The following is a 20,354-nucleotide window of genomic DNA, read 5'->3' on the forward strand; positions in this document are numbered from 1 at the left end:
TTTCTATTACAATTTATGAGGGAATTTGAAAGATTAGACCAATTTAATATACTTTAGATGGTGCCTCTAATTGAAATGATTGGTTTTTCACACCAAAACGATAGGCGAGATAGATCGACAATAAACTTAACCAAAATGTAAAATAACCTATTTGATTACTATAATCAGCCAAAACATGATAACGAGGCATTTGTCCGAATACGTAGTCAATTACATCATTGTGTAATGTCCATATCGCTCCAATGACAAGATGTGAAATCTTCATACGATAATATGGTGAATAAAGTAATCCTTGAACCGCCATAGCAAAATGAGATGCTATTAACATATAACCTTGCCAACCAAGTTCACCCGTTACAATTAGGACTAGTAAGTTCATAACTACTGCCCAAATTCCATATTTAAAAAGCGTAATAATCGCTAATGACTCTAATAATGGCCAATTCTTTTTTAACAGAAATGCTATGAGAACAAATACAAAAAATAAGCTTGCAGTTGGACTATCAGGTACAAAAATTAAAAAATGTGCTGGAGTATCTTTCAATTGCCAACCATACCATATATATCCATAAATTGTTCCAATAATGTTAACTATGAGTAAACCACTCATAATCGATCGTTGTCCTAATATTTGGATAATTAATTTCATTGTTTCCCCTCACTTTCCTTCTGTTAAAGAAACACTTTTATGTTAGTCATATCCATGTTTCTCATTCATTAGACATAGAAGAAAAAGCTGACTACGAGAGTCAGCTTTTTTATGAAATATTATTCAAGAGTAGAAATAAATTCTGCAAGCTTTTGTAGCTCTTCATCAGTTCCATTAAATTGGCCAGCAGGCATATTACCTTGACCATTAATAACGATGTTTTTAACATCATCAGGTGTTAAACCAGTACCTACTAAGCCAGGCGCAGCAGGTCCACCAGCTAAAGTTTCACCGTGACAATTAATACAGCTTTGTGTTGCATATATCTGATAACCTTCAGACTCTTTATCAATTTCTGCTTCTGCAACAATTGCACCTTGCTTAGCTGCAGCTTCCCAGTCATGGTTCACAACAGATTCCCAAGTAAGGAAAATTGTAGCTGCTACACCTAATAGCATTAAACTAACAGCAATCGGACGTCTTGTTGGACGACGCTCTGGACCATTATCTAACCACGGGGCTAGTAGTAATGCACCAAACGCTAATCCCGGCATAATTAATGCCCCCATCACTGTGTATGGACCAGATGCAAATTCATACTTTAACAATTGGTATAAGAATAAGAAATACCAGTCTGGCAGTGGAATATAGCCTGCATCTGTTGGATCTGCCATACGTTCAAGCGGTGATGGATGAGCAACAGTCAAACTTAAATAACCAACTAAGAAGACAGCACCTACCATCCACTCTTTTAACAAGAAGTTTGGCCAGAACGCTTCAGTTTTACCTGGATATTCTGAGTAATCTTTCGGGATATTCGGCTTCTTTTCAGCTGAAACACGTGAATCCCCTACAAATTTCATACCTTTCCCGCGATGCATTTTCTTCCCTCCTTTGAACAAAAACGCTTTCTTATAGTGGTCCTGATATACCTTGTTTTCGGATCATTAAGAAGTGAGCTGCCATAAGTCCGAATAACGCCGCAGGCAGGAAGAATACATGAATCGCAAAGAAACGAGTCAATGTTTGCGCACCGACGATTTCAGGATCACCAGCAAGTAATGTTTTTACTGCGGTACCAATAACCGGTGTCGCTTCTGCAATTTGCAAACCTACCTTTGTTGCAAACAGCGCCTTCATATCCCAAGGTAATAGATAACCTGTAAATCCAAGTCCAAGCATTACGAAGAAAATAAGTACTCCTACAACCCAGTTTAATTCACGTGGCTTCTTATATGCGCCTTGGAAGAATACACGTAATGTATGTAAAAACATCATTACAATTACTAAGCTGGCTCCCCAATGGTGCATACCGCGAACTATTTGTCCAAACGCCACTTCATTTTGTAAATAATACACCGATTCCCATGCATTTTTAATATCTGGTACGTAATACATTGTTAAGAACATACCAGAAAGTACTTGAATGACGGTAACAAAGAATGTTAATCCGCCGAAACAATAAACGAACGCCGAGAAATGGTGCGCTGGGTTAACATGCTCGGGTACTTCATGGTCTGCGATATCACGCCATAGTGGTGTAATATCCAAACGCTCATCAACCCAATCATAAATCTTATTGAGCATTCATTACGCCCCCTCTCGCACTTTGGCTTTCCCTAAGTATAGTTTACCGTCTTCCACTTTGTGATCATATACATCAAGTGGTCGTGTCGGTGGTGTACCCTTAATGTTGACACCGTTCTTCTCATAACGGCCATCATGACATGGACAGAAAAACTCATTTTGAGGGCGTCCCTCTGGTGCCCAGTTTACTGTACAACCAAGATGGGTACATACAGGTGACATTGCTAGAATCTCACCGTTATCTTGGCGGAAAACCCATGCCGAACGTGCTTCTTCTGATTCATACCATGCATCAACGACCTTAACTTTAAAGTCAAATCGTTTTGGTTCATTTGTGATTTCATCAATTGATGTAACTGCAACAAATTCCCCTTCTGCTGTCTCTTTTAGCAACGGGTCTACAGCAAAACGAACCATTGGTGCTAACATACCCGCTGCCATAAATCCTCCAACGCCAGTTAATGTATAATTTAAAAATTGACGTCTGGATACACGGCTTTTATCGCTCATCTTCTACCCCCCTCTATCGTGAAATCGCCTCTCCAGGCTTTTATATAACACACATATAGAACTAGGACATACTTATGATAGCGTAAAGTTCTATATTGGTCAACAACACACCTATACAAATGGTGTCAACTATGTGTCTTTTTGAGTATTTTTCCATCTGTTCATAAATACTGGCATTAATTGTTCCACTTGGTCTTGAAGCATCTTTTGCTTTGCTTTCCCCTCGACATGTTCTAATGGCAAAGCCGGTAGCCAAAGCAGCTCTCCTCCAAGTTTCATTTCATGTTCTTTCCAATTAATATCACATGTTAAGTAAAAGACATTTGGTAAACCGTTATCCTGTAATTCGCTTGTCCATGCTATAAGTCTTTCAATTCGAGGCTCTATTACTTCAGAACTCAAATATGTAAAAGATGGGAAAACAATGATTCTCCCTTTAAATTGGCGTTCTAGTTCTGCTGTTATCAATTGTAAAAATTCGTTTCCTGCTACCGATGACTTAATTTTATCTTGCCAATTAATTGGGATAAGTAATACGACTGCTGTATCGACATATTCTTTCGCTTTGAAATACATATCAATATCCTCTGTCGTCCATTTCAACGCTTTCACCTCCTTACAATCTCTTTCATTAAAACATGGAATTCCACTGTCAGTAAAGTGAATACAATAGAAAAAACTGAAATTACCCAATCTGGGAATTCAGTTTTTTCTAATGAGTTCATTCAATTGTTTACTCAAGGAATAAAACGCCTCTTCGTTATGCTCATCTAATGCTTTATCAATTTCTGTTACAAGTTTTTCTTTTTGAAAAGAGATTACAGCTTCATTTAAAAAACGTTCAGCAAGATGTTGGTCATGCACATTAATTTTTAAATGCTCTGGTATAAAATTATTTTCCTCTAAAACAGCAACATATTTTGTTGTTGTCATTGCACCTCTAAAATTTAATTGAATATATATATCTTGTTCTCGATTAAGCCGAATATCATGAAATGACTTCTCTGCATCTGTTGTCATTATATTTTCTTTATAAAAACGAAATGGAATTTCATCGACACAATGTGTTGACATGATGATCCCACGAGGGCAATGCTGTGCTTGTTCAACAAAGTGCACCTTCTCCATTAACTGATCATGGCTCATTAAATAATTTAAAATCCAAACACCTTCACGTCTTTTTAATTGAAAATGATTTAAAAACCAGCGTACAAAATCCTTTTTTTCGCTCACCGATACAGGGGTGGTCATCTCTCTCCCTCCTCTACGAAGAAGTCCATTTTCTCTCTATTCACTAAAGACACTTTCATTAAATGGTACCTTATCGATATGCAATAACTAGTTCTAATTCAATTATATTACATTTATTAGGTGATAATTAATTTATATATTCGTTGAAAATAAGTACAATTCCTTCTATAAGATAATTATTTCATCGTTATGTCCTATCTTCAAGTCTTAACAACTCCTCTTGTAGATGAACAAGTGAACCGTCAATTTTCACTGCCAATTCAAAAGCTTCTTTAGCTTTTTCATGCTGTCCTTCTTCAAGCATAAACTTCCCGTATTCTTCCAAGAATGTTGGATTGTTCTTAAGAGCAGTATATGCGTTTTCATAGTGTTTTAATGCATCCGAATATATTTCTAATTCATTTTTTGCAAATGCTAAGTCCCACTCAAATTGAGGGTCATATTCACCAAATTGAATGACATGCTCTAATAAATCAACCATATCTTCAAAACGCTCTTGCTGTATGAAGAATTTCGATAAAGTTACGACCGCTTCAACATATCCTGGATCAATTGACACTGCATCACGCAAATACTTTTCTGCTTCTTCTGGTATTTGACGTTTAATCGCCAATTTACCTGCTGCAAGAAGTAATTCTTTATTCAACTCATCTACTGCTAAACCTTTCTTAGCTGTGTTTAGCGCTTCCTCTAACATTTCTTCATTCTCATAGGCATGTGTCAAATATAAATATAAAGATGGATAATCTTGATCAAGCTCTAATAGCTCTTTCCATTTTGCAATCGCTAGACCATATTCTCCTATTTGATATGCTGAAAATCCAAATCCGAAGAGAGCATGTATTTCTGTTCTATTCGTTAATCCCTTTTCATAATGTTCAAGAGCCTCTTCAAACTTTCCAACAGTACTTAGCGCTTCAGCTAGACAAAGGTGTACGTTTGTATTACCAATGTCTTCTTTTTCTTTTAATACTCGTTCATAATACGGGATTGACTTATTATAATCTCCTCGAGATAAATAAAACTCACCTAAGCCAAAATCAACTATAACCTCATTAGGTGCCTTTTTCTTTGCTTCTAAGAGCTTTTGTTCAGCCACCTCATCTAACCCTTGCATTTGATACAAATCTGCCATCAGAAATAATGCTTGCACATATGCTGTATCTTCTTCTTTTACCTCTAATAAATACTCAAGTGCTTCTTCTTCTTCTTCTAAATCAATCGCAATTTCCGCTCTGTCGATATACAATTGACCTTCATCAGGATATAACAACACTAATTCGTCAATAAGTACCTTCGCTTCATCTAACAATCCCCATTTAATATACAATTCTGCAATTTCATGTTTCTCTGCATGATTTGCCTTTTCTTTTATATCATTTATTTTCTGTAAACCTGATTCAACTTCTCCATTCTCAACTAATTGAATCGCTTGTTCAAGCTCTGTTAGGACACTCATATATTCCGACTCCTTCAATCAATCATTTCTATCATTATGGCAAAGTATGTAACGATGAAAACCTGCCTGCAATTGAAATATCTATTTTTCTACCGAAACCTGGTTGAAGAAAAGTGTTTTCACCTGCCATTAATACTTTTTCTCTTAATACAACTAACTTCGGCTTAGTACTATCATAGAGAATCTTTCCTTGTTCATCAACTAATCTGTCATATAGTGCATAATCAAGATCACTTCCAACGAGTAAAGCTCCTTTAATTGGATATAAGCCAATTTGCATAACTGCATCTTCATGTAAATCTTTTTTTTCGTTCAAGATATTATTTACCGTAGGTAGATGGTGGTCACGTAAGATCTCACTCCACCTTTTTTTAACAACATCATGTTCACGTTCTTCTATACCATTCCACACAGGATAAAGTGGAATTGGATTAGGAAAGTTTGCTTGACGTAACCAACCCCAAGCACTATTCTCAAATGCTGTATCCATTGTTATATCAACACAGATAAATGGTACATTAAATCTTCTACAAGTTCGAATAAAAGCTGGAGTAAGTAAATGAAAGGGGATATAAACTCCAATTAAGTAATCTAGCGTGCTATTAATCATGCAGTGTGCTGCCTTCTTCAGTTCATACTGTAATTTTTTAAATGAAGAAATCCATAGAGGCAGTACTACCGTCGTGTAGCCTAGCTGTATTAACTCTCGTTCTTTTTCTTTTGTAGGTGTATAAAATTCTTTTTGGGTATGCACATAGATTCGACCTGAGGAGATGAAATATGGGGATATGTCCATTCTCATATAAGATATTTTTGACAACCTCTTTCCTACATATGCAATCTTCTTTTCTTCAATTATGTAGCTACTTCGCTTCGGTCCTTCGTAACCTTCATACCATCCATTATCAATGATGTATGCCACACCATCGCCTCCTAAAACTAGCTATCTTTTTTTAAAGCTATGCGATTAATGGACAATCTATGAACGATAATTAGTAGATTTAAAACAATTACGCTCATTCAAAATTGTAAACAATTAACTATCCATCATTCACCGAAGTAATAGGAGAGATAAGTGTCTCTAGATTTCTCGTATTGTGACAAGTTAATATAAAAAGGGCTCCAGAAAGTCAATTAAATTGACTGTTCTGGATTGCCCCTATTTAACGTTACTTTTATTCATATGTTCAAAAAACATCGGATACGATACATTGATGGCATCCGCACGTTGTATTACTACTTCTTCACCAGTTAAACATGATGCAATGGCAAGCATCATACCTATGCGGTGATCACCACAACTATCAACTGTGCCACCATTTAAACGTTGTTTCCCTTTAATAATCATACCGTCCTCACGTGCTTCAATATGAACACCAAGCTCGTTCAACTGTTCAACAACAGTATCAATTCGATTTGTTTCCTTAACTTTCAATTCTTCAGCATCTTTTATTACTGTCGTACCTTCAGCTTGTGTAGCAAGCAACGCTATAATTGGAATTTCATCAATAAGCCTAGGAATCAATGCCCCACCAATTTCGATTGCCTTCAAATTTGAAGTTTTGATAATCAAATCTGCTACTGGTTCTTCATTTTCTACTCGTTCATTTTCAATTGTCAAATCTGCTCCCATCGCTTGTAACACATCGATAATCCCTGTGCGTGTTGGGTTCATTCCGACATTTTTCAATGTAAGCTCGCTATTCGGTACAATCGCTCCAGCAACTAAAAAGAACGCCGCTGACGATATGTCACCTGGAACATGAACATCTGTAGCCTTTAATTGTTGGCCACCTGCAATTGATACAGTCAATCCATCCCGTACAAGCTCAACTCCAAATGCTTGTAACATTCTCTCTGTATGATCTCTTGATAAGTGTGGTTCAGTAATAGAGGTTACACCATTAGCACCTAATCCTGCCAATAACACACACGATTTCACTTGAGCACTTGCAACAGGTGAAACATATTCTAATGGATTTAAGTCACCACCACGTATTGATAAAGGAGTAAACCTACCATTATCCCTTCCATCGATCACTGCACCCATCTGACGAAGTGGAATCGTTACTCGATCCATCGGTCGCTTCGCAATCGAATCATCTCCAACTACGACTGCATGGAACGGTTGGGCTGCCAAAATACCGAGCATAAGCCTTGTCGTTGTTCCAGAATTACCTACGTCAAGTACACGTCTAGGCTCAAGTAAACCGTTTGTACCAGCACCTTCCACAATCACTTTTTCTTCTGTTCGTTCAATCTTAACACCCATTTCTTGAAAACACGAAATTGTACTTAAACAATCTTCACCTTCTAAGAAATTTGTGATTGTCGTTCGCCCCTCTGCAAGCGCTCCAAACATTACTGCTCGGTGTGAAATAGATTTATCTCCTGGGATTTCAATTGTTCCTCGTAACCCTTTTGTTTGTGCATGCAGACGTTTCTCCACGTTGTGTCACTTCCTTTTTTCCTAGTATATGCTCTTACAAACATATAAATTATGTCATCTCATATGTGTCATAGTTCTGATCTTTTAATACAACATTTGCTTTTTCTCGATCTGCTTCATTTCGAAAACTTAAACGTAACACACCAAAAATATCTTCTCTAACCTCAATGATTCGAATATTGGTGATACTAATCTTTGCCTGTGCTAGAATGCCTGTTACATCACTAATTGCTCCAGGATGATCCGGTACATCTACATAGAGGTCATACAATGAAGGAAGTGCACCGCGCTGTTTTTGTGGTAAGTCATCTCGATAAGACTTTGCCTTTTCAAAATAGTTGTAGATTCCGTCACTGTCTAGATGTGTGATCATTTCTTTTACATTATTCATTTCTGTTTGCCACTTCTCAATCAAATGAAGCATCGTATCTTTATTATGTAATAAAATATCTCTCCACATAATTGGACTACCTGATGCTATCCGTGTAATATCACGAAATCCACCTGCTGCAAGATTGAAAACTGACGGGAACTGATTCTCTAGATCTGCTACTTGATGAACAAGCCCTGCTGCAACAATGTGAGGAAAATGACTAATTGCGCCAGCAATCGTATCATGCTCATGAGGAGACATTTCAACAAAAGTTGCTTTCGTTCCCTTTAGTAAATTCTGTAATGAATCTACCTTCTCTCGAGGAGTTTCCTCACTCGGTGTAAAAATATAAAAGGCATTCTCAAATAAATGTGCTCTAGCCGCTACAGCACCACTTTTATGAGAACCCGCCATTGGATGCCCACCTATAAATGTTATACCACGGGAAATAAGACCTTCTGCCTTTTCCACAACACGCTGCTTCGTACTGCCAACATCAGTAACAATAACTGATGGTTTTAAGTTATATGTGACAAGCTGTTCTATAATTTTCTCGGTTTGAGTTACAGGTGCAGAAATAATGATCGTATCTGCCTCTTCTGCTCCATCTTTTATAGAAACAGCTTGGCTGTCGATAATGTGCAATGAAGAAGCCATTCGGACTTGTTCATGATGTACATCAAATCCAATAATTTCTATATCGGTATGCTCTCTCTTGATTGCAAGTGCAATCGAACCACCAATCAAACCAAGTCCGATCACAAAGACTTTATGTGACACCGTATTTCCTCCTAACGTTGTTCTTTCAAAAAAGCAGTTAAGATGTTAATAATTTCTTCATTTTGCTCTTTGCTACCTACTGTAATACGTACACTTGTCGGATATCCTAACGCTTCACCAGAACGAACGATAAATCCGTTACGAAGTAAGTAATCAAAAACAATGTCGCCACTTACTTCAAAATCAATTAAAATAAAGTTTGCTTGTGAAGGATAATACGTTAAACCAGCTGAATGACAAAATGATTCAAATTGAGCCATACCTGACCGATTCGCTATGCGACACTTCTCGATAAAACCTGTGTCATCTATTGCAGCAATTGCCGCAGCTTGTGCAATACTTGATGTATTAAATGGTTCTCTTGCAGGTTCAATCGCTTGAATAAGCTGTTCATTTGCCATACCATAACCAATTCGAAGTCCTGCTAAGCCATATGCTTTAGAAAAAGTTCGTAAAATTAGTAAATTGTCAAATTCATTTAACCATTTAGTCGTATCAGGATAATCATCTGCTACAACATATTCAAAGTAAGCTTCATCAACTACGACAAGTACTTCTTTCGGTACACGTGTAATGAACTTATATAACGTTTGTTCATTGATATAATTACCCGTTGGGTTATTCGGAGTACATACCCAAACGATACGAGTTTCTGAATCAATCGCTTGAAGCATTCCTTCAAGATTATGGGCTCCATCAATATTATCAATTTCTCTAATTTCTGCTCCTTCAATCACTGCATTATGACGATATTGAGGGAAAGTTGGATTCGCACTAACCATATTTGTACCTTTCTGTAAAACAGCGCGACAAAGGATTTGAATAACTTCGTCTGATCCGTTTCCAAAAATAAGCTGAGACTCATTTATATTCAAAGATTTCGCGACTTTGTTACGCAGGTCCGCTGAATAGCCATCAGGGTAGATTGCTAATTCATCTAAAGATTGTGTAATTGCTTGCTTTGCATACTCTGAACAACCAAATGGATTTTCATTAGATGCTAGTTTTGTAACCTTCTCAAGACCTAATTCACGTTTTACTTCATCAATAGGTTTACCTGGCTTATAAGGCGTTAACCCTTTAAGCTCTTGCTTTATGCGATATTCCATTACTTCCACCTCATTTTTCTAAGTGTTCTGTGGATGTTTCAACATATTTTGTACGGCTTCCTTAACAGCCTGAACACCCGTTTGTCTATTTGTTTCAGATTTCAAATTTGCTGCTTGCTCTTCTATTTTACGGACTATGGCACTTCCGATAATAATTCCATCACAATGTGGTGACAATTCCTCAATTTGAGCATAGCTCGAAATACCAAACCCTACTGCAACAGGAACGTTACTATGATGACGAACTTGCTCTAAAAAGTCATAAACACGAGGATCAAGAGCTTTACGTTCACCAGTTACTCCAAGCGAGGAAACACAATAGACGAACCCTCTAGCTTCACTAGCAATTCGTTCTATGCGCTTTTGTGAAGTTGGTGCAACAAGTGAGATCAGCTCAATTCCATTATCCTTACAGTCCTGCCTCATTTCTTCACTTTCCTCATGAGGCAAATCAGGGATTAACAGGCCATCCACCTCATTTTGTTGCAGTAAAGCGAAAAAGAAATCTTTTTCTAATTGTAGCACAGGATTATAATACGTAAAGAGAACAATGGGAATTTTTACTCCTTTTTGTCTCATTTTAGGCACAAGTTCAATTGCACGACGAATATTCATTCCACCAGATAAGGCTCGTTTTGCACTTTGCTGAATAACAGGGCCGTCTGCAAGTGGATCAGAATATGGAACACCTAATTCTAATATATCCGCTCCTTCTTCTTGTAGCATAACTGCAAGGTCAACCGTTGCTTCTTCACTTGGGTCCCCTGCCATAATAAATGGAATAAATAAATTATTTTGTTTCACTAGACGTTGTTGAAATGATGTTTCCACTTTATTCATTCCCTCCTTCAATATGTTTCATTAAGGCCTGTACGTCTTTATCACCACGTCCTGATAAGCAGACAAGAATTGTTTTATCTGAATCAAGTTGTTTCGCTAATGAGAATGCCTTAGCTAAAGCATGTGATGACTCTATAGCAGGAATAATACCTTCTTTACGTGAAAGGAATTTGAATGCATCAATCGCTTCCGCATCTGTCACACTTTCATAAATAACTCGTTCAGTTTCTTTCAAATATGCATGCTCAGGTCCAATACCTGGATAATCTAGTCCTGCAGAAATTGAGTATGGTTCTATAATTTGTCCATGCTCATCTTGAATCAAATATGTCAATGAACCGTGAATAACTCCTCGTGTACCTTTCTCTAATGTTGCTGCATGCAATGGAGTTTCAACACCTTTTCCTCCTGCCTCTACCCCAATAAGTTTCACATCATCTTGTAAAAACGGATAGAACATTCCAATCGCATTACTTCCACCACCTACACACGCCGTTACAATATCAGGTAGCTTGCCTGTCTTCTCCACAAATTGAGCTTTCGCTTCATCGCCAATGACGCGTTGGAAATTGCGGACCATTTTAGGATAAGGATGTGGGCCAACAACAGAACCAATTAGATAAAAATGATCTTCACAATGCTGAACCCAATAACGAATCGCTTCATTTGTTGCATCCTTCAACGTCTTGTTTCCACTCGTTGCAGGGATAACTTCTGCTCCTAACAAACGCATGCGAAATACATTCAACGCTTGACGCTCCATATCTTCTTCGCCCATAAATACTTTACATGTCATATTAAAATGTGCCGCTACTGTTGCTGTTGCAACACCATGTTGTCCAGCTCCTGTTTCGGCAATCAACTTCTTTTTACCCATTCGTTTAGCCAAAAGTGCCTGTCCAATCGCATTATTAAGCTTATGTGCACCCGTATGATTGAGATCTTCACGTTTCAAATATATTTTCGCACCACCAAGTGCATTCGTTGCATTTTCTGCATACGTTAATGCTGTCTCACGACCACCATATTCACGTAATACCGAATGATATAGTTTAACAAACTCAGGATCATTCATCGCTTCATCAAGTGCTGCTTCAAGTTCTTCAAGAGGTGCCATTAATGTCTCAGGTACAAATTTCCCACCAAAATCTCCAAATCTACCTCGCTCATCTGGAACTTGCTGTAACATAACTTATCACCTTATCCTCTATTGTTTTAATTTTAGCTAAGTCTTTCACTCCATTTGTTTCACTACCGCTTGCTATATCAATTGCTGATGGTGAGTATGTGAGTAATTGATCAATTGTATCTACGTTCACACCACCTGCAATGTAGCACTCTGCACCTTGTCGTTTAGCTTCTTCAATATATTGTGGGATATACTCCCAAGCAAACGTTTGACCTGTTCCACCCCATTGACCAGAAACCTTTGCATCAATTACGTACCCTTCAACTGTATTCTCATAAGTTTTCATACGCTCAACTGCTGATGGCTCATGATGAATTGCTTTCCAAATCTCACAATTTGTCATCTGCTTAAGAGTAAGAATATATGCTGGGCTTTCTGTTCCGTGACATTGAATGACATCTAACGGAACAACTTTAAGAATGTCCGCAATTTCTTCGAAACTAGCGTTCACAAAAACACCAACAAGTTTCTTTTCTTTTATATCTACTGAATCAATCCATTCACGAACTTGCTCAGCTTGCACTCTTCGTTTGCTAGGCGCAAAGATGAATCCAAGATAGCCTATATCTGTTTTTAAAGTCGTTTCTACATCTTGTAATGATTGATGCCCACATACTTTTATATTCATCTTATATGCTCCCGTTCAAAACCAGCAAACATAGATTGAACTGCTCCAGCCACATCATCATGACGCATGAAACCTTCACCGATGAGAATACCTTGTGCCCCAGCTTTTTTTACGCGTAACAGATCCTCACTACTATGAATCCCACTTTCACTAATGAAGATTGATTCATTCGGTACAAGTTTTGCGATTGATTCAGTATGTGATAGAGACGTTTCAAATGTCTTTAGATTACGATTATTAATCCCTACTATTTTAGGTGTAAATCGCTTTAACACACTTTCTAGCGCTTGAGAATCATGGACCTCTACGACACAATCCAACCCTTTCTCAGATGCAAGATGATAGAACTCTTCTAGTTTTTCAGCACCAATCATTTCAGTAATGAGTAAAATAGCATCTGCTCCGAGACGAATGCTCTCTTCTATTTGTATTTCATCAATGATAAAATCTTTACGCAGTACTGGTCGTTCAGCTTTTTTCTTAACGATCGGTAAATATTCACGTTTGCCTTTAAAGTACATTTCATCAGTTAACACCGAGATTGCGTCTGCGTTCGCTTCTCGATAAGCAGTTGCAATCATTTCTGGATGAAAGTTTTCACGAATAATTCCTTTTGATGGTGAAGCTTTTTTCACCTCTGCAATCAACGCAAGTGATCGATTAGGTTTTTTTAATGCTTCATAAAAGGAGTAACGTGGAATTTCAATCATATCAGGCATTTTTATCCGAGCCACTTCTTCTTTTTTCGTTTCATGAATTCGATCAAGCATGTGTTTCAACTCCTTTTAAATCAGCTAATTTTTGTGCAGTCAAACCTGTTTGAACGGCTTGTTTTGCTAACTGAACTCCTTCAGCAATTGTTTTCGCACGACCCGCTGCATACAGAGCAGCACCTGCATTATAATAAAGAATTTGTTGTGATGCTTCATTGCTTTCACCTTTTAATACTGCTTCAAACACTTCTACACTCTCATCAACTGACGTAACTTTCGTATCTTCAAGTGACAGTTTGTCTAGTCCTACATCTTCAGGAGAAAGTGTATATTCCTGAATCGAACCATTTTTCAACTCAACCACATCTGTCTCACTAGCAATTGAGAATTCATCTAAACCGTCATGACTGCTTACTAATAAGACATGCTCTGAACCTAATCTTAAGAGCGTTTCAGCCATTAATCGTGCGTAATGTATATTAAATACCCCTATAATTTGTCTCTTACTTCCAGCAGGATTTGCAAGCGGTCCTAAAATATTAAAGATAGTCCGAAACCCAAGTGTTCTTCTAACATTCGCCGCATGCTTCATTGCTGAGTGATATGTTGGTGCGAATAAAAACGTCATATGATGATGTTCAAGTGAGTGTATCCCTTCTTCTTCTGTTTGTTGAAGTGGGATCCCAATCTTCTCTAATACGTCCGCACTGCCGCTCTTAGATGAAACAGAACGGTTACCATGTTTTGCAACCTTAACTTCTAATGATGCCAATACAATCGCCGTTGCAGTCGAAATATTGAATGTTGAAGCACCATCGCCACCTGTTCCACAAGTATCAAACACTGGTGAATCATAAGAAAGTTTATTCATATTATCTCGCATTGCAGTTACAAACCCTGTCAGTTCATTGGCTGTTTCGCCACGTATACGCATAATGGATAACAGTGACGCTAGTTCAATATCCCCTACTTTACCTTGCATTACTTCTTGCATAACCTCTTCAGCTTCCACTGCTGATAACGTGTAACCTTCAGAGCACTTTCGCAATATGTCTTTAACCACGAACACGACCTCCCTTAGTTGAAAACATTCTCTCTGCTTGTTGTATCGTCGCTAATAACGCTCGCGCTTTATTTTGAGTTTCTTCGAATTCATTTTCAGGTACTGAATCAGCAACTATTCCAGCTCCTGCTTGTACATGTACTGTACTTCCTTCCTTCGTCATCGTTCGAATTGTTATACATGAATCAATGTTACCATCAAAGCCGATATAACATATAGCACCTGCATATGCTTGACGAACTGTTGGTTCTAACTCATTCAAGATTTCCATTGCTCTAATCTTAGGAGCCCCAGACACTGTACCTGCAGGAAATGCAGAAATTAATGCATCTAACGGAGATACTTCTTCGTTAAGTGTTCCTGTTACTTTGGAAATTAAGTGCATAACGTGTGAAAAGTATGTTAACTCCATTAAGACAGGTGTTTCGACACTACCATAATTCGCTACTCTACCAATATCGTTACGTGCTAGGTCAACCAACATGTAATGCTCGGCACGTTCCTTTTCATCTTGGAGTAAGTTTTCACCTAGTGCTCGATCTTCATCTGAGTTTGCTCCGCGTCGGCGCGTACCTGCAATCGGGTGAATTTCAAGGTGTTTATCTTGTATTTGAATTAGTCTCTCAGGAGAACTCCCAATATATTCTTTATTGTCTGCCTTTAAATAAAACAAGTATGGTGATGGGTTTACCATCCGTAACATACGGTATAGTTCAAATCCAGAGACCGTAACTTCTTTACTAAATCGTTGTGAAAGAACTGTTTGAAAAACATCTCCAGCTAATATATACTCTTTGATTCGTTCTACATCTTTTAAGAATTGCTCTTTCTCATAATTTGAACGAACGCCATTAAAAGCATCTTCCTCTATCGCTGGCATAGCATGTTGCACAGAAGGTAGACGAGGCGACTGTTCGATTTTTTCAATCAGGCTTGCTATTTTCTGTTTTGCTTCATGGAAGTAGTTCTCTTTCTCAGCTTCGCCTTCATCTCCAGCTAGTCGAATATAGTGTACTAACGACAATTCTTTCTTAACATGATCAAAAGCAAGAATTGTTTCACAAAATTGAAGATATACTCGCTTATTTTGTGCTGTATCCTTTGGATGTGGTGATACCTTTTCAAACAATGAAATCGCATCATAACCAATATACCCTACTGCTCCTCCTGAAAAAGGTAACTCAAGCTCTGGAACCTTTACTTTGAGCTTTTTAATAACTGTTGTATACGCATCTTGCAAAGTAGTTGTATTTGCGATTTGTTCATCCTTCATAGTTGCGATAAAACGTCCGTCTTCTTCGAACAAAATGAGAAATGGGTTCAATCCTATAAATGAATAACGTGACCACGTAGATAGCTCGTCCTTACTTTCGAGTAAATAACACGCTTCATCTTGTAAAGATTGAAAAATTTCAATCGGGGTTAGTGTATCTGAAAAGAAATGGTCTACGACCGGAATGGTTAAATAATGATTAGAAGTTTCTAAAAATGTGGAATATTGTGTTGAAGTCAATGTTCTCACCTCTCCAAATTATTGTTTGGGCACGAGAAGCTTAGAGGCTACTAAATAATTCCATCTTCAAAAGGAATAATGATGTAAATCCTGATTTATCATTCATCTCCTAAGAGAATAAAAAAACGAAACCCTAAACAGACACAGGAGAACTGCGTGTATGTTCAGGGCAGGATTATACAATTATAAACTACTCTCACCTCAGCTAAACTCTCATTCTCAACTGCCCTACACTCTACTCTCTCAAAAACAAATCATTTTATTAATGATTTCTACTAATTCTGTACAATTATGCTGATTGAATCGCTCATTACTATTGTCCAATCCAGCTCAATAATTGTATTACGTAATTTACTTAGCTGATCATCAACAGGAATCTAAGAAACCAAGTCAACTAAGAACTTCACTTCAAATTTCGATGTGCTTTGCTTCATCTTATGTCATATCTTATAATCATTGTTCCTTGTTTGTCAATGATAAATCAGGACGTAACTTAACAGCCTCTCTTAGATAAACATGTTCTACTTCTTTTTGTGACAGATCTGTATTCACACTCATCATAACACGTATACATTTGGAAAGCGCATTTGTTACAGGAATCTCTTGCATACACATGACAGGTACATATGTCCAATCTGAAAATGTACGAAGTGCTTTTGCAGGAAAGGTCGCATCCAAGTCATTTGTTACTGAAATAAACACATGAGCAACTTGCTCTGCATTTATATTATTTCGTTTGATCATTTCTGATAATAATTCTGCTGTTGATTGTATCATTTCATCAGCATCATTTAACTCAACCGTCGTTGCTCCACGAACTCCCCTAATCAATTTTGCCACCTCCAAAAACTTCATTGAGTCTTTCTAATACAAATTCATCAGAAAGCTGGACAGTTTCGACAGCACCAATTTCCTTCATCAGTACCATTCGAAGGTTTCCAAACTGAGCTTTTTTGTCCTTTTTCATATAACTCATTAATGTTTCACTATCATAATTTGTTGGATAAGTTGGATACCCATATTGTGCAAACCACTTCGCAAATGATTCATAGCCAAGATCCTTTTCATAATAAGCTTCACTTACACGAATCGCAAACAACATCCCGATAGCAACTGCATCTCCATGTGTTACTTTACCATACCCTGCTAGTGCTTCAATTGCATGTGCGAGCGTATGCCCGAAATTCAAATACGCTCTTATTCCTAATTCACGTTCATCTTCTTTCACAACAGCTGCTTTTACAGATATCCCTTTTTTCAACGCATACGTTAACTTTTCTTTACGCAGGTCTTGTAATGAAGATATATTCTCTTTCAACCATTTATAAAAAGGTTCATCCCAAATAAGAGCGTGTTTAATCACTTCTGCAAAACCAGATCGCCATTCTGATTCTGGTAAGCTGTTCAATAAATCAATATCGTACAGCACAGCTTCTGGCTGATAGAATGCTCCAATCATATTTTTCCCTAACGGGTGGTTTATTGCTGTTTTCCCGCCGACACTACTGTCATGGGCTAATAATGTCGTTGGCATTTGAACAAACGGCACACCCCTCATATATGTAGCCGCTACAAATCCTGCTAAATCACCGACAGCACCACCACCAAGTGCAAGCACAAGTGTATTACGATCACAACCTACTTCAAGCATCTTAGTCTGACAATAATAATACGTGTCAAATGATTTTGCAGTTTCTCCTTTCGGTACGACACAAGTGTGAACTGTACCAATCGGTGAGACGCTTTGTTTTACGTTCTCTAAATATAACGGTGCAACAGCTTCATCTGAGATGACAAAAACCGAAGAAAACTTTCCAAGTTTTTGAACATAATGCGCCACATTCGTATGCAGTCCACTCCCAATCAGCACTTCATACGATTTAGAAGTTGTTTCAATCTGTAATTTTTCCATTATTAAAACTTCCTTGCATCTTCACTTGCCTGCTCAATACGTTCTTTAATAACGTCCATACGATCATGACCAAATTGTTCAATAATCGCATTAGCAATTTCCCACGCAACTACAGCTTCTGCAACGACACTAGCTGCTGGTACTGCACAACTGTCAGAACGTTCGATACTTGCTTCAAAAGTCTCTTTCGTATCAATATCTACACTCTTCAACGGTTTATACAATGTTGGGATTGGTTTCATTACACCACGAACTACGATTGGCATTCCTGTCGTCATACCACCTTCAAACCCACCAAGATTGTTTGTACGACGTGTATACCCTTCTTCTTCGCTCCATAAAATTTCATCATGTACTTCACTTCCGAAACGACGAGCTGCATCAAATCCTATCCCAAATTCGACACCTTTAAATGCATTAATACTTACAATTGCAGCTGCAATTTTTGCATCAAGCTTACGATCATATTGAACATAACTTCCTAACCCTGCAGGAACACCTTCTACGATAACTTCTACGATTCCACCAATCGAATCGCCATTCTCTTTGGCATCGTCGATTGCTTTTTTCATCTTCTCTTCTGCATCCTTATCTAAACAACGAACAGATGATGCTTCAGTACGGTCTTTAATGTCTTCTATATTTTCATATGCTACATTTTCAGCACGAATGCCACCGATTTCTAACACGTGCCCAGCTACCTTAATGCCGAGTTCACTTAAGAACTTCCTTGCAACAGCACCAGCTGCAACACGTACAGTCGTCTCACGTGCACTAGAACGTTCTAAAACATTTCTAAGATCGCGGTGACCATATTTAAAGCCACCAACTAAATCAGCGTGTCCTGGACGTGGGCGAGTGATTTGACGTTTTATATCTGATTCATCTGTATCAGTAAGTGGTTCGATGCCCATTACTTTCGTCCAATGTTTCCAATCGTTATTCTCGACTACGAGTGTAATCGGTGACCCTAACGTCTTACCATGTCGAACACCACTTAAAATTTCAACTGTATCAGTTTCAATTTGCATACGTCGTCCACGACCATGCCCTTTCTGACGTCGTAACAAATCTGTATTAATATCTTCCGCACTAAGAGAAAGTTGTGCTGGAATTCCTTCTAAAATTGTTGTTAATTGTGGTCCATGTGATTCCCCTGCTGTTAAATATCTCACTTTCCTTCACCTCTTTAAAGCTTTTATGTACAAATATATCATAATGTTCAATCTCTGTCGCTAGTCTGCTTAAAGTTCTTCTAAAAAAGTTAAATCTACTTTTAGCATATGTCAACAAATTCATTCATTTTCCAACTAATATAAAATAAAGTCGTTATAATATTCATCCGTAGCTCTATATTTATTTTTTGAACTTTGAAATACTAGTTGATGTAACTTGTTCTTTATTAATATGTACAGAAAAAGGGTCCAATTATTATTATGAACCCTAATTTCATTAAACTTTTCGATAAAAAAACGTATCTTCCGTTTCAAATCCATATTTTGGTGGGTTGAAAATTTGTTCTGTACTTCCAACGAAAAAGATTCCATTTGGTCGAAGGGCTTTACTAAATTTGTGATATAATAGATCTTTTGCTTCTTCTGTAAAATAAATTAATACATTTCTACAAACAATTAAGTCATAATTACTTTCAAATGAATCAGCTAGTAAATTATGCTGTTTAAATGTCACTGTTCTTTTTATTTCATCACTCAATGAAAAAAGTGATCCTTCTTGTTTAAAATATTTACGCTTCATACTTTCTGGGATTTCTTGTAATGAACGTTCAGGATAAACAGCCCTCTTCGCTCTTTCAATTACTGTTTTATCTAAGTCTGTAGCAGTTATTTTCACCTGTGAAAGCGGTAAATAATTTGACAGGATCATAGCAATTGTATAAGGCTCTTCACCTGTCGAACAAGCAGCACTCCATATTTTTAACGTACGGTTGTTTCCAAGTAACTTCGGTAAAATCTTCTTTTCAAGTATATCCCATCGCTTATAATTACGATAGAATTCGGATACATTAATCGTCATACGGTCGAGAAATTCTTCAAGTACATCTCGTTCACTCGCTATTGCGCGAAAATATGAATCAAAATTATTGTAACCCTTCTTTTCATAAAGAGATGTAAGCCGTCGCTTCATTTGTGCTTCTTTATATAATGACAAGTCCACTCCAGTTTTTTTATGGATATTCTTGACAAACGTTTCATAATCATTTCCCATTATACGTTTCTCCTCTAATCGGCAAATATCTTATGTTCCTTTTTTTATCATATTTCACTCAGATAAGCTAGGAAAAAATTTACAAAATAACGAAAGTGATAAT

At 37.5% G+C, this 20,354-nt stretch carries 21 protein-coding genes; all 21 read right to left on the minus strand.

The window, feature by feature from the left end; translation table 11 throughout:
* Positions 1 to 43: 43 nt before the first annotated feature.
* The 21 genes from lhaT to BFG57_RS04870 all read right to left on the minus strand — a co-directional run bounded on the left by lhaT (position 44) and on the right by BFG57_RS04870 (position 20,251).
* On the minus strand, positions 44 to 649 hold the full coding sequence (gene lhaT, locus BFG57_RS04770; protein ID WP_069716336.1) for a lipoprotein heptaprenylglyceryl N-acetyltransferase LhaT: 606 nt from the start codon (positions 647 to 649) through the stop codon (positions 44 to 46).
* A gap of 119 nt (positions 650 to 768) precedes the next feature.
* Entirely contained in the window at positions 769 to 1,530 is a 762-nt protein-coding gene (locus BFG57_RS04775) for a menaquinol-cytochrome c reductase cytochrome b/c subunit (protein WP_069716337.1), read from the minus strand.
* Positions 1,531 to 1,561: 31 nt separating this feature from the next.
* A complete protein-coding gene (qcrB, locus tag BFG57_RS04780) occupies positions 1,562 to 2,236 on the minus strand; it encodes a menaquinol-cytochrome c reductase cytochrome b subunit (RefSeq protein WP_069716338.1) in 675 nt (224 codons plus the stop codon).
* Positions 2,237 to 2,239: 3 nt separating this feature from the next.
* Complete coding sequence (locus tag BFG57_RS04785) at positions 2,240 to 2,746, minus strand: QcrA and Rieske domain-containing protein (RefSeq protein WP_069716339.1); 507 nt, start codon at positions 2,744 to 2,746, stop codon at positions 2,240 to 2,242.
* Between the two features lie 129 nt (positions 2,747 to 2,875).
* Positions 2,876 to 3,349 (minus strand): YpiF family protein, encoded by a 474-nt coding sequence (locus BFG57_RS04790; RefSeq protein ID WP_069716340.1) that lies wholly within the window; start codon positions 3,347 to 3,349, stop codon positions 2,876 to 2,878.
* Positions 3,350 to 3,448: 99 nt separating this feature from the next.
* Positions 3,449 to 3,997: a ReoY family proteolytic degradation factor gene (locus BFG57_RS04795; protein WP_069716341.1), complete on the minus strand. Its 549-nt coding sequence runs from the start codon at positions 3,995 to 3,997 to the stop codon at positions 3,449 to 3,451.
* Positions 3,998 to 4,184: 187 nt separating this feature from the next.
* Complete coding sequence (locus tag BFG57_RS04800) at positions 4,185 to 5,456, minus strand: tetratricopeptide repeat protein (RefSeq protein WP_069716342.1); 1,272 nt, start codon at positions 5,454 to 5,456, stop codon at positions 4,185 to 4,187.
* 34 nt (positions 5,457 to 5,490) lie between these two features.
* Positions 5,491 to 6,378: a hypothetical protein gene (locus BFG57_RS04805; RefSeq protein WP_069716343.1), complete on the minus strand. Its 888-nt coding sequence runs from the start codon at positions 6,376 to 6,378 to the stop codon at positions 5,491 to 5,493.
* A 237-nt stretch (positions 6,379 to 6,615) separates the two neighbouring features.
* Positions 6,616 to 7,905, minus strand: coding sequence for a 3-phosphoshikimate 1-carboxyvinyltransferase (gene aroA / locus BFG57_RS04810; protein WP_069716344.1), 1,290 nt, complete (start codon positions 7,903 to 7,905; stop codon positions 6,616 to 6,618).
* Positions 7,906 to 7,954: 49 nt separating this feature from the next.
* On the minus strand, positions 7,955 to 9,058 hold the full coding sequence (locus BFG57_RS04815; RefSeq protein WP_069716345.1) for a prephenate dehydrogenase: 1,104 nt from the start codon (positions 9,056 to 9,058) through the stop codon (positions 7,955 to 7,957).
* An 11-nt stretch (positions 9,059 to 9,069) separates the two neighbouring features.
* On the minus strand, positions 9,070 to 10,167 hold the full coding sequence (gene hisC, locus BFG57_RS04820) for a histidinol-phosphate transaminase (RefSeq protein ID WP_069716346.1): 1,098 nt from the start codon (positions 10,165 to 10,167) through the stop codon (positions 9,070 to 9,072).
* Positions 10,168 to 10,185: 18 nt separating this feature from the next.
* Positions 10,186 to 10,998, minus strand: a complete 813-nt coding sequence (gene trpA / locus BFG57_RS04825) for a tryptophan synthase subunit alpha (protein WP_281186615.1) — start codon at positions 10,996 to 10,998, stop codon at positions 10,186 to 10,188.
* 1 nt (position 10,999) lies between these two features.
* The gene (gene trpB, locus BFG57_RS04830; RefSeq protein ID WP_069716348.1) at positions 11,000 to 12,196 is read right to left on the minus strand and encodes a tryptophan synthase subunit beta; all 1,197 of its coding nucleotides are present in this window, start codon (positions 12,194 to 12,196) and stop codon (positions 11,000 to 11,002) included.
* Positions 12,174 to 12,824: a phosphoribosylanthranilate isomerase gene (locus tag BFG57_RS04835; protein WP_069716349.1), complete on the minus strand. Its 651-nt coding sequence runs from the start codon at positions 12,822 to 12,824 to the stop codon at positions 12,174 to 12,176. The genes trpB and BFG57_RS04835 overlap by 23 nt, the downstream gene beginning before the upstream one ends.
* On the minus strand, positions 12,821 to 13,594 hold the full coding sequence (trpC, locus tag BFG57_RS04840; RefSeq protein WP_069716350.1) for an indole-3-glycerol phosphate synthase TrpC: 774 nt from the start codon (positions 13,592 to 13,594) through the stop codon (positions 12,821 to 12,823). Before trpC ends, BFG57_RS04835 begins: the two co-directional genes overlap by 4 nt.
* On the minus strand, positions 13,587 to 14,600 hold the full coding sequence (trpD, locus tag BFG57_RS04845) for an anthranilate phosphoribosyltransferase (protein ID WP_069716351.1): 1,014 nt from the start codon (positions 14,598 to 14,600) through the stop codon (positions 13,587 to 13,589). Before trpD ends, trpC begins: the two co-directional genes overlap by 8 nt.
* Entirely contained in the window at positions 14,593 to 16,113 is a 1,521-nt protein-coding gene (gene trpE, locus BFG57_RS04850; RefSeq protein WP_069716352.1) for an anthranilate synthase component I, read from the minus strand. The genes trpD and trpE overlap by 8 nt, the downstream gene beginning before the upstream one ends.
* Positions 16,114 to 16,566: 453 nt before the next feature.
* Complete coding sequence (aroH, locus tag BFG57_RS04855) at positions 16,567 to 16,944, minus strand: chorismate mutase (RefSeq protein ID WP_069716353.1); 378 nt, start codon at positions 16,942 to 16,944, stop codon at positions 16,567 to 16,569.
* Positions 16,937 to 18,025, minus strand: a complete 1,089-nt coding sequence (aroB, locus tag BFG57_RS04860) for a 3-dehydroquinate synthase (RefSeq protein ID WP_069716354.1) — start codon at positions 18,023 to 18,025, stop codon at positions 16,937 to 16,939. Before aroB ends, aroH begins: the two co-directional genes overlap by 8 nt.
* 2 nt (positions 18,026 to 18,027) lie before the next feature.
* Complete coding sequence (gene aroC, locus BFG57_RS04865) at positions 18,028 to 19,200, minus strand: chorismate synthase (protein WP_069716355.1); 1,173 nt, start codon at positions 19,198 to 19,200, stop codon at positions 18,028 to 18,030.
* A 277-nt stretch (positions 19,201 to 19,477) separates the two neighbouring features.
* Positions 19,478 to 20,251, minus strand: coding sequence for a CheR family methyltransferase (locus BFG57_RS04870; RefSeq protein WP_069716356.1), 774 nt, complete (start codon positions 20,249 to 20,251; stop codon positions 19,478 to 19,480).
* Between the last annotated feature and the right edge of the window lie 103 nt (positions 20,252 to 20,354).

The sequence above is a fragment of the Bacillus solimangrovi genome, from assembly GCF_001742425.1.
Lineage (GTDB): Bacteria > Bacillota > Bacilli > Bacillales > Bacillaceae_N > Bacillus_AV > Bacillus_AV solimangrovi.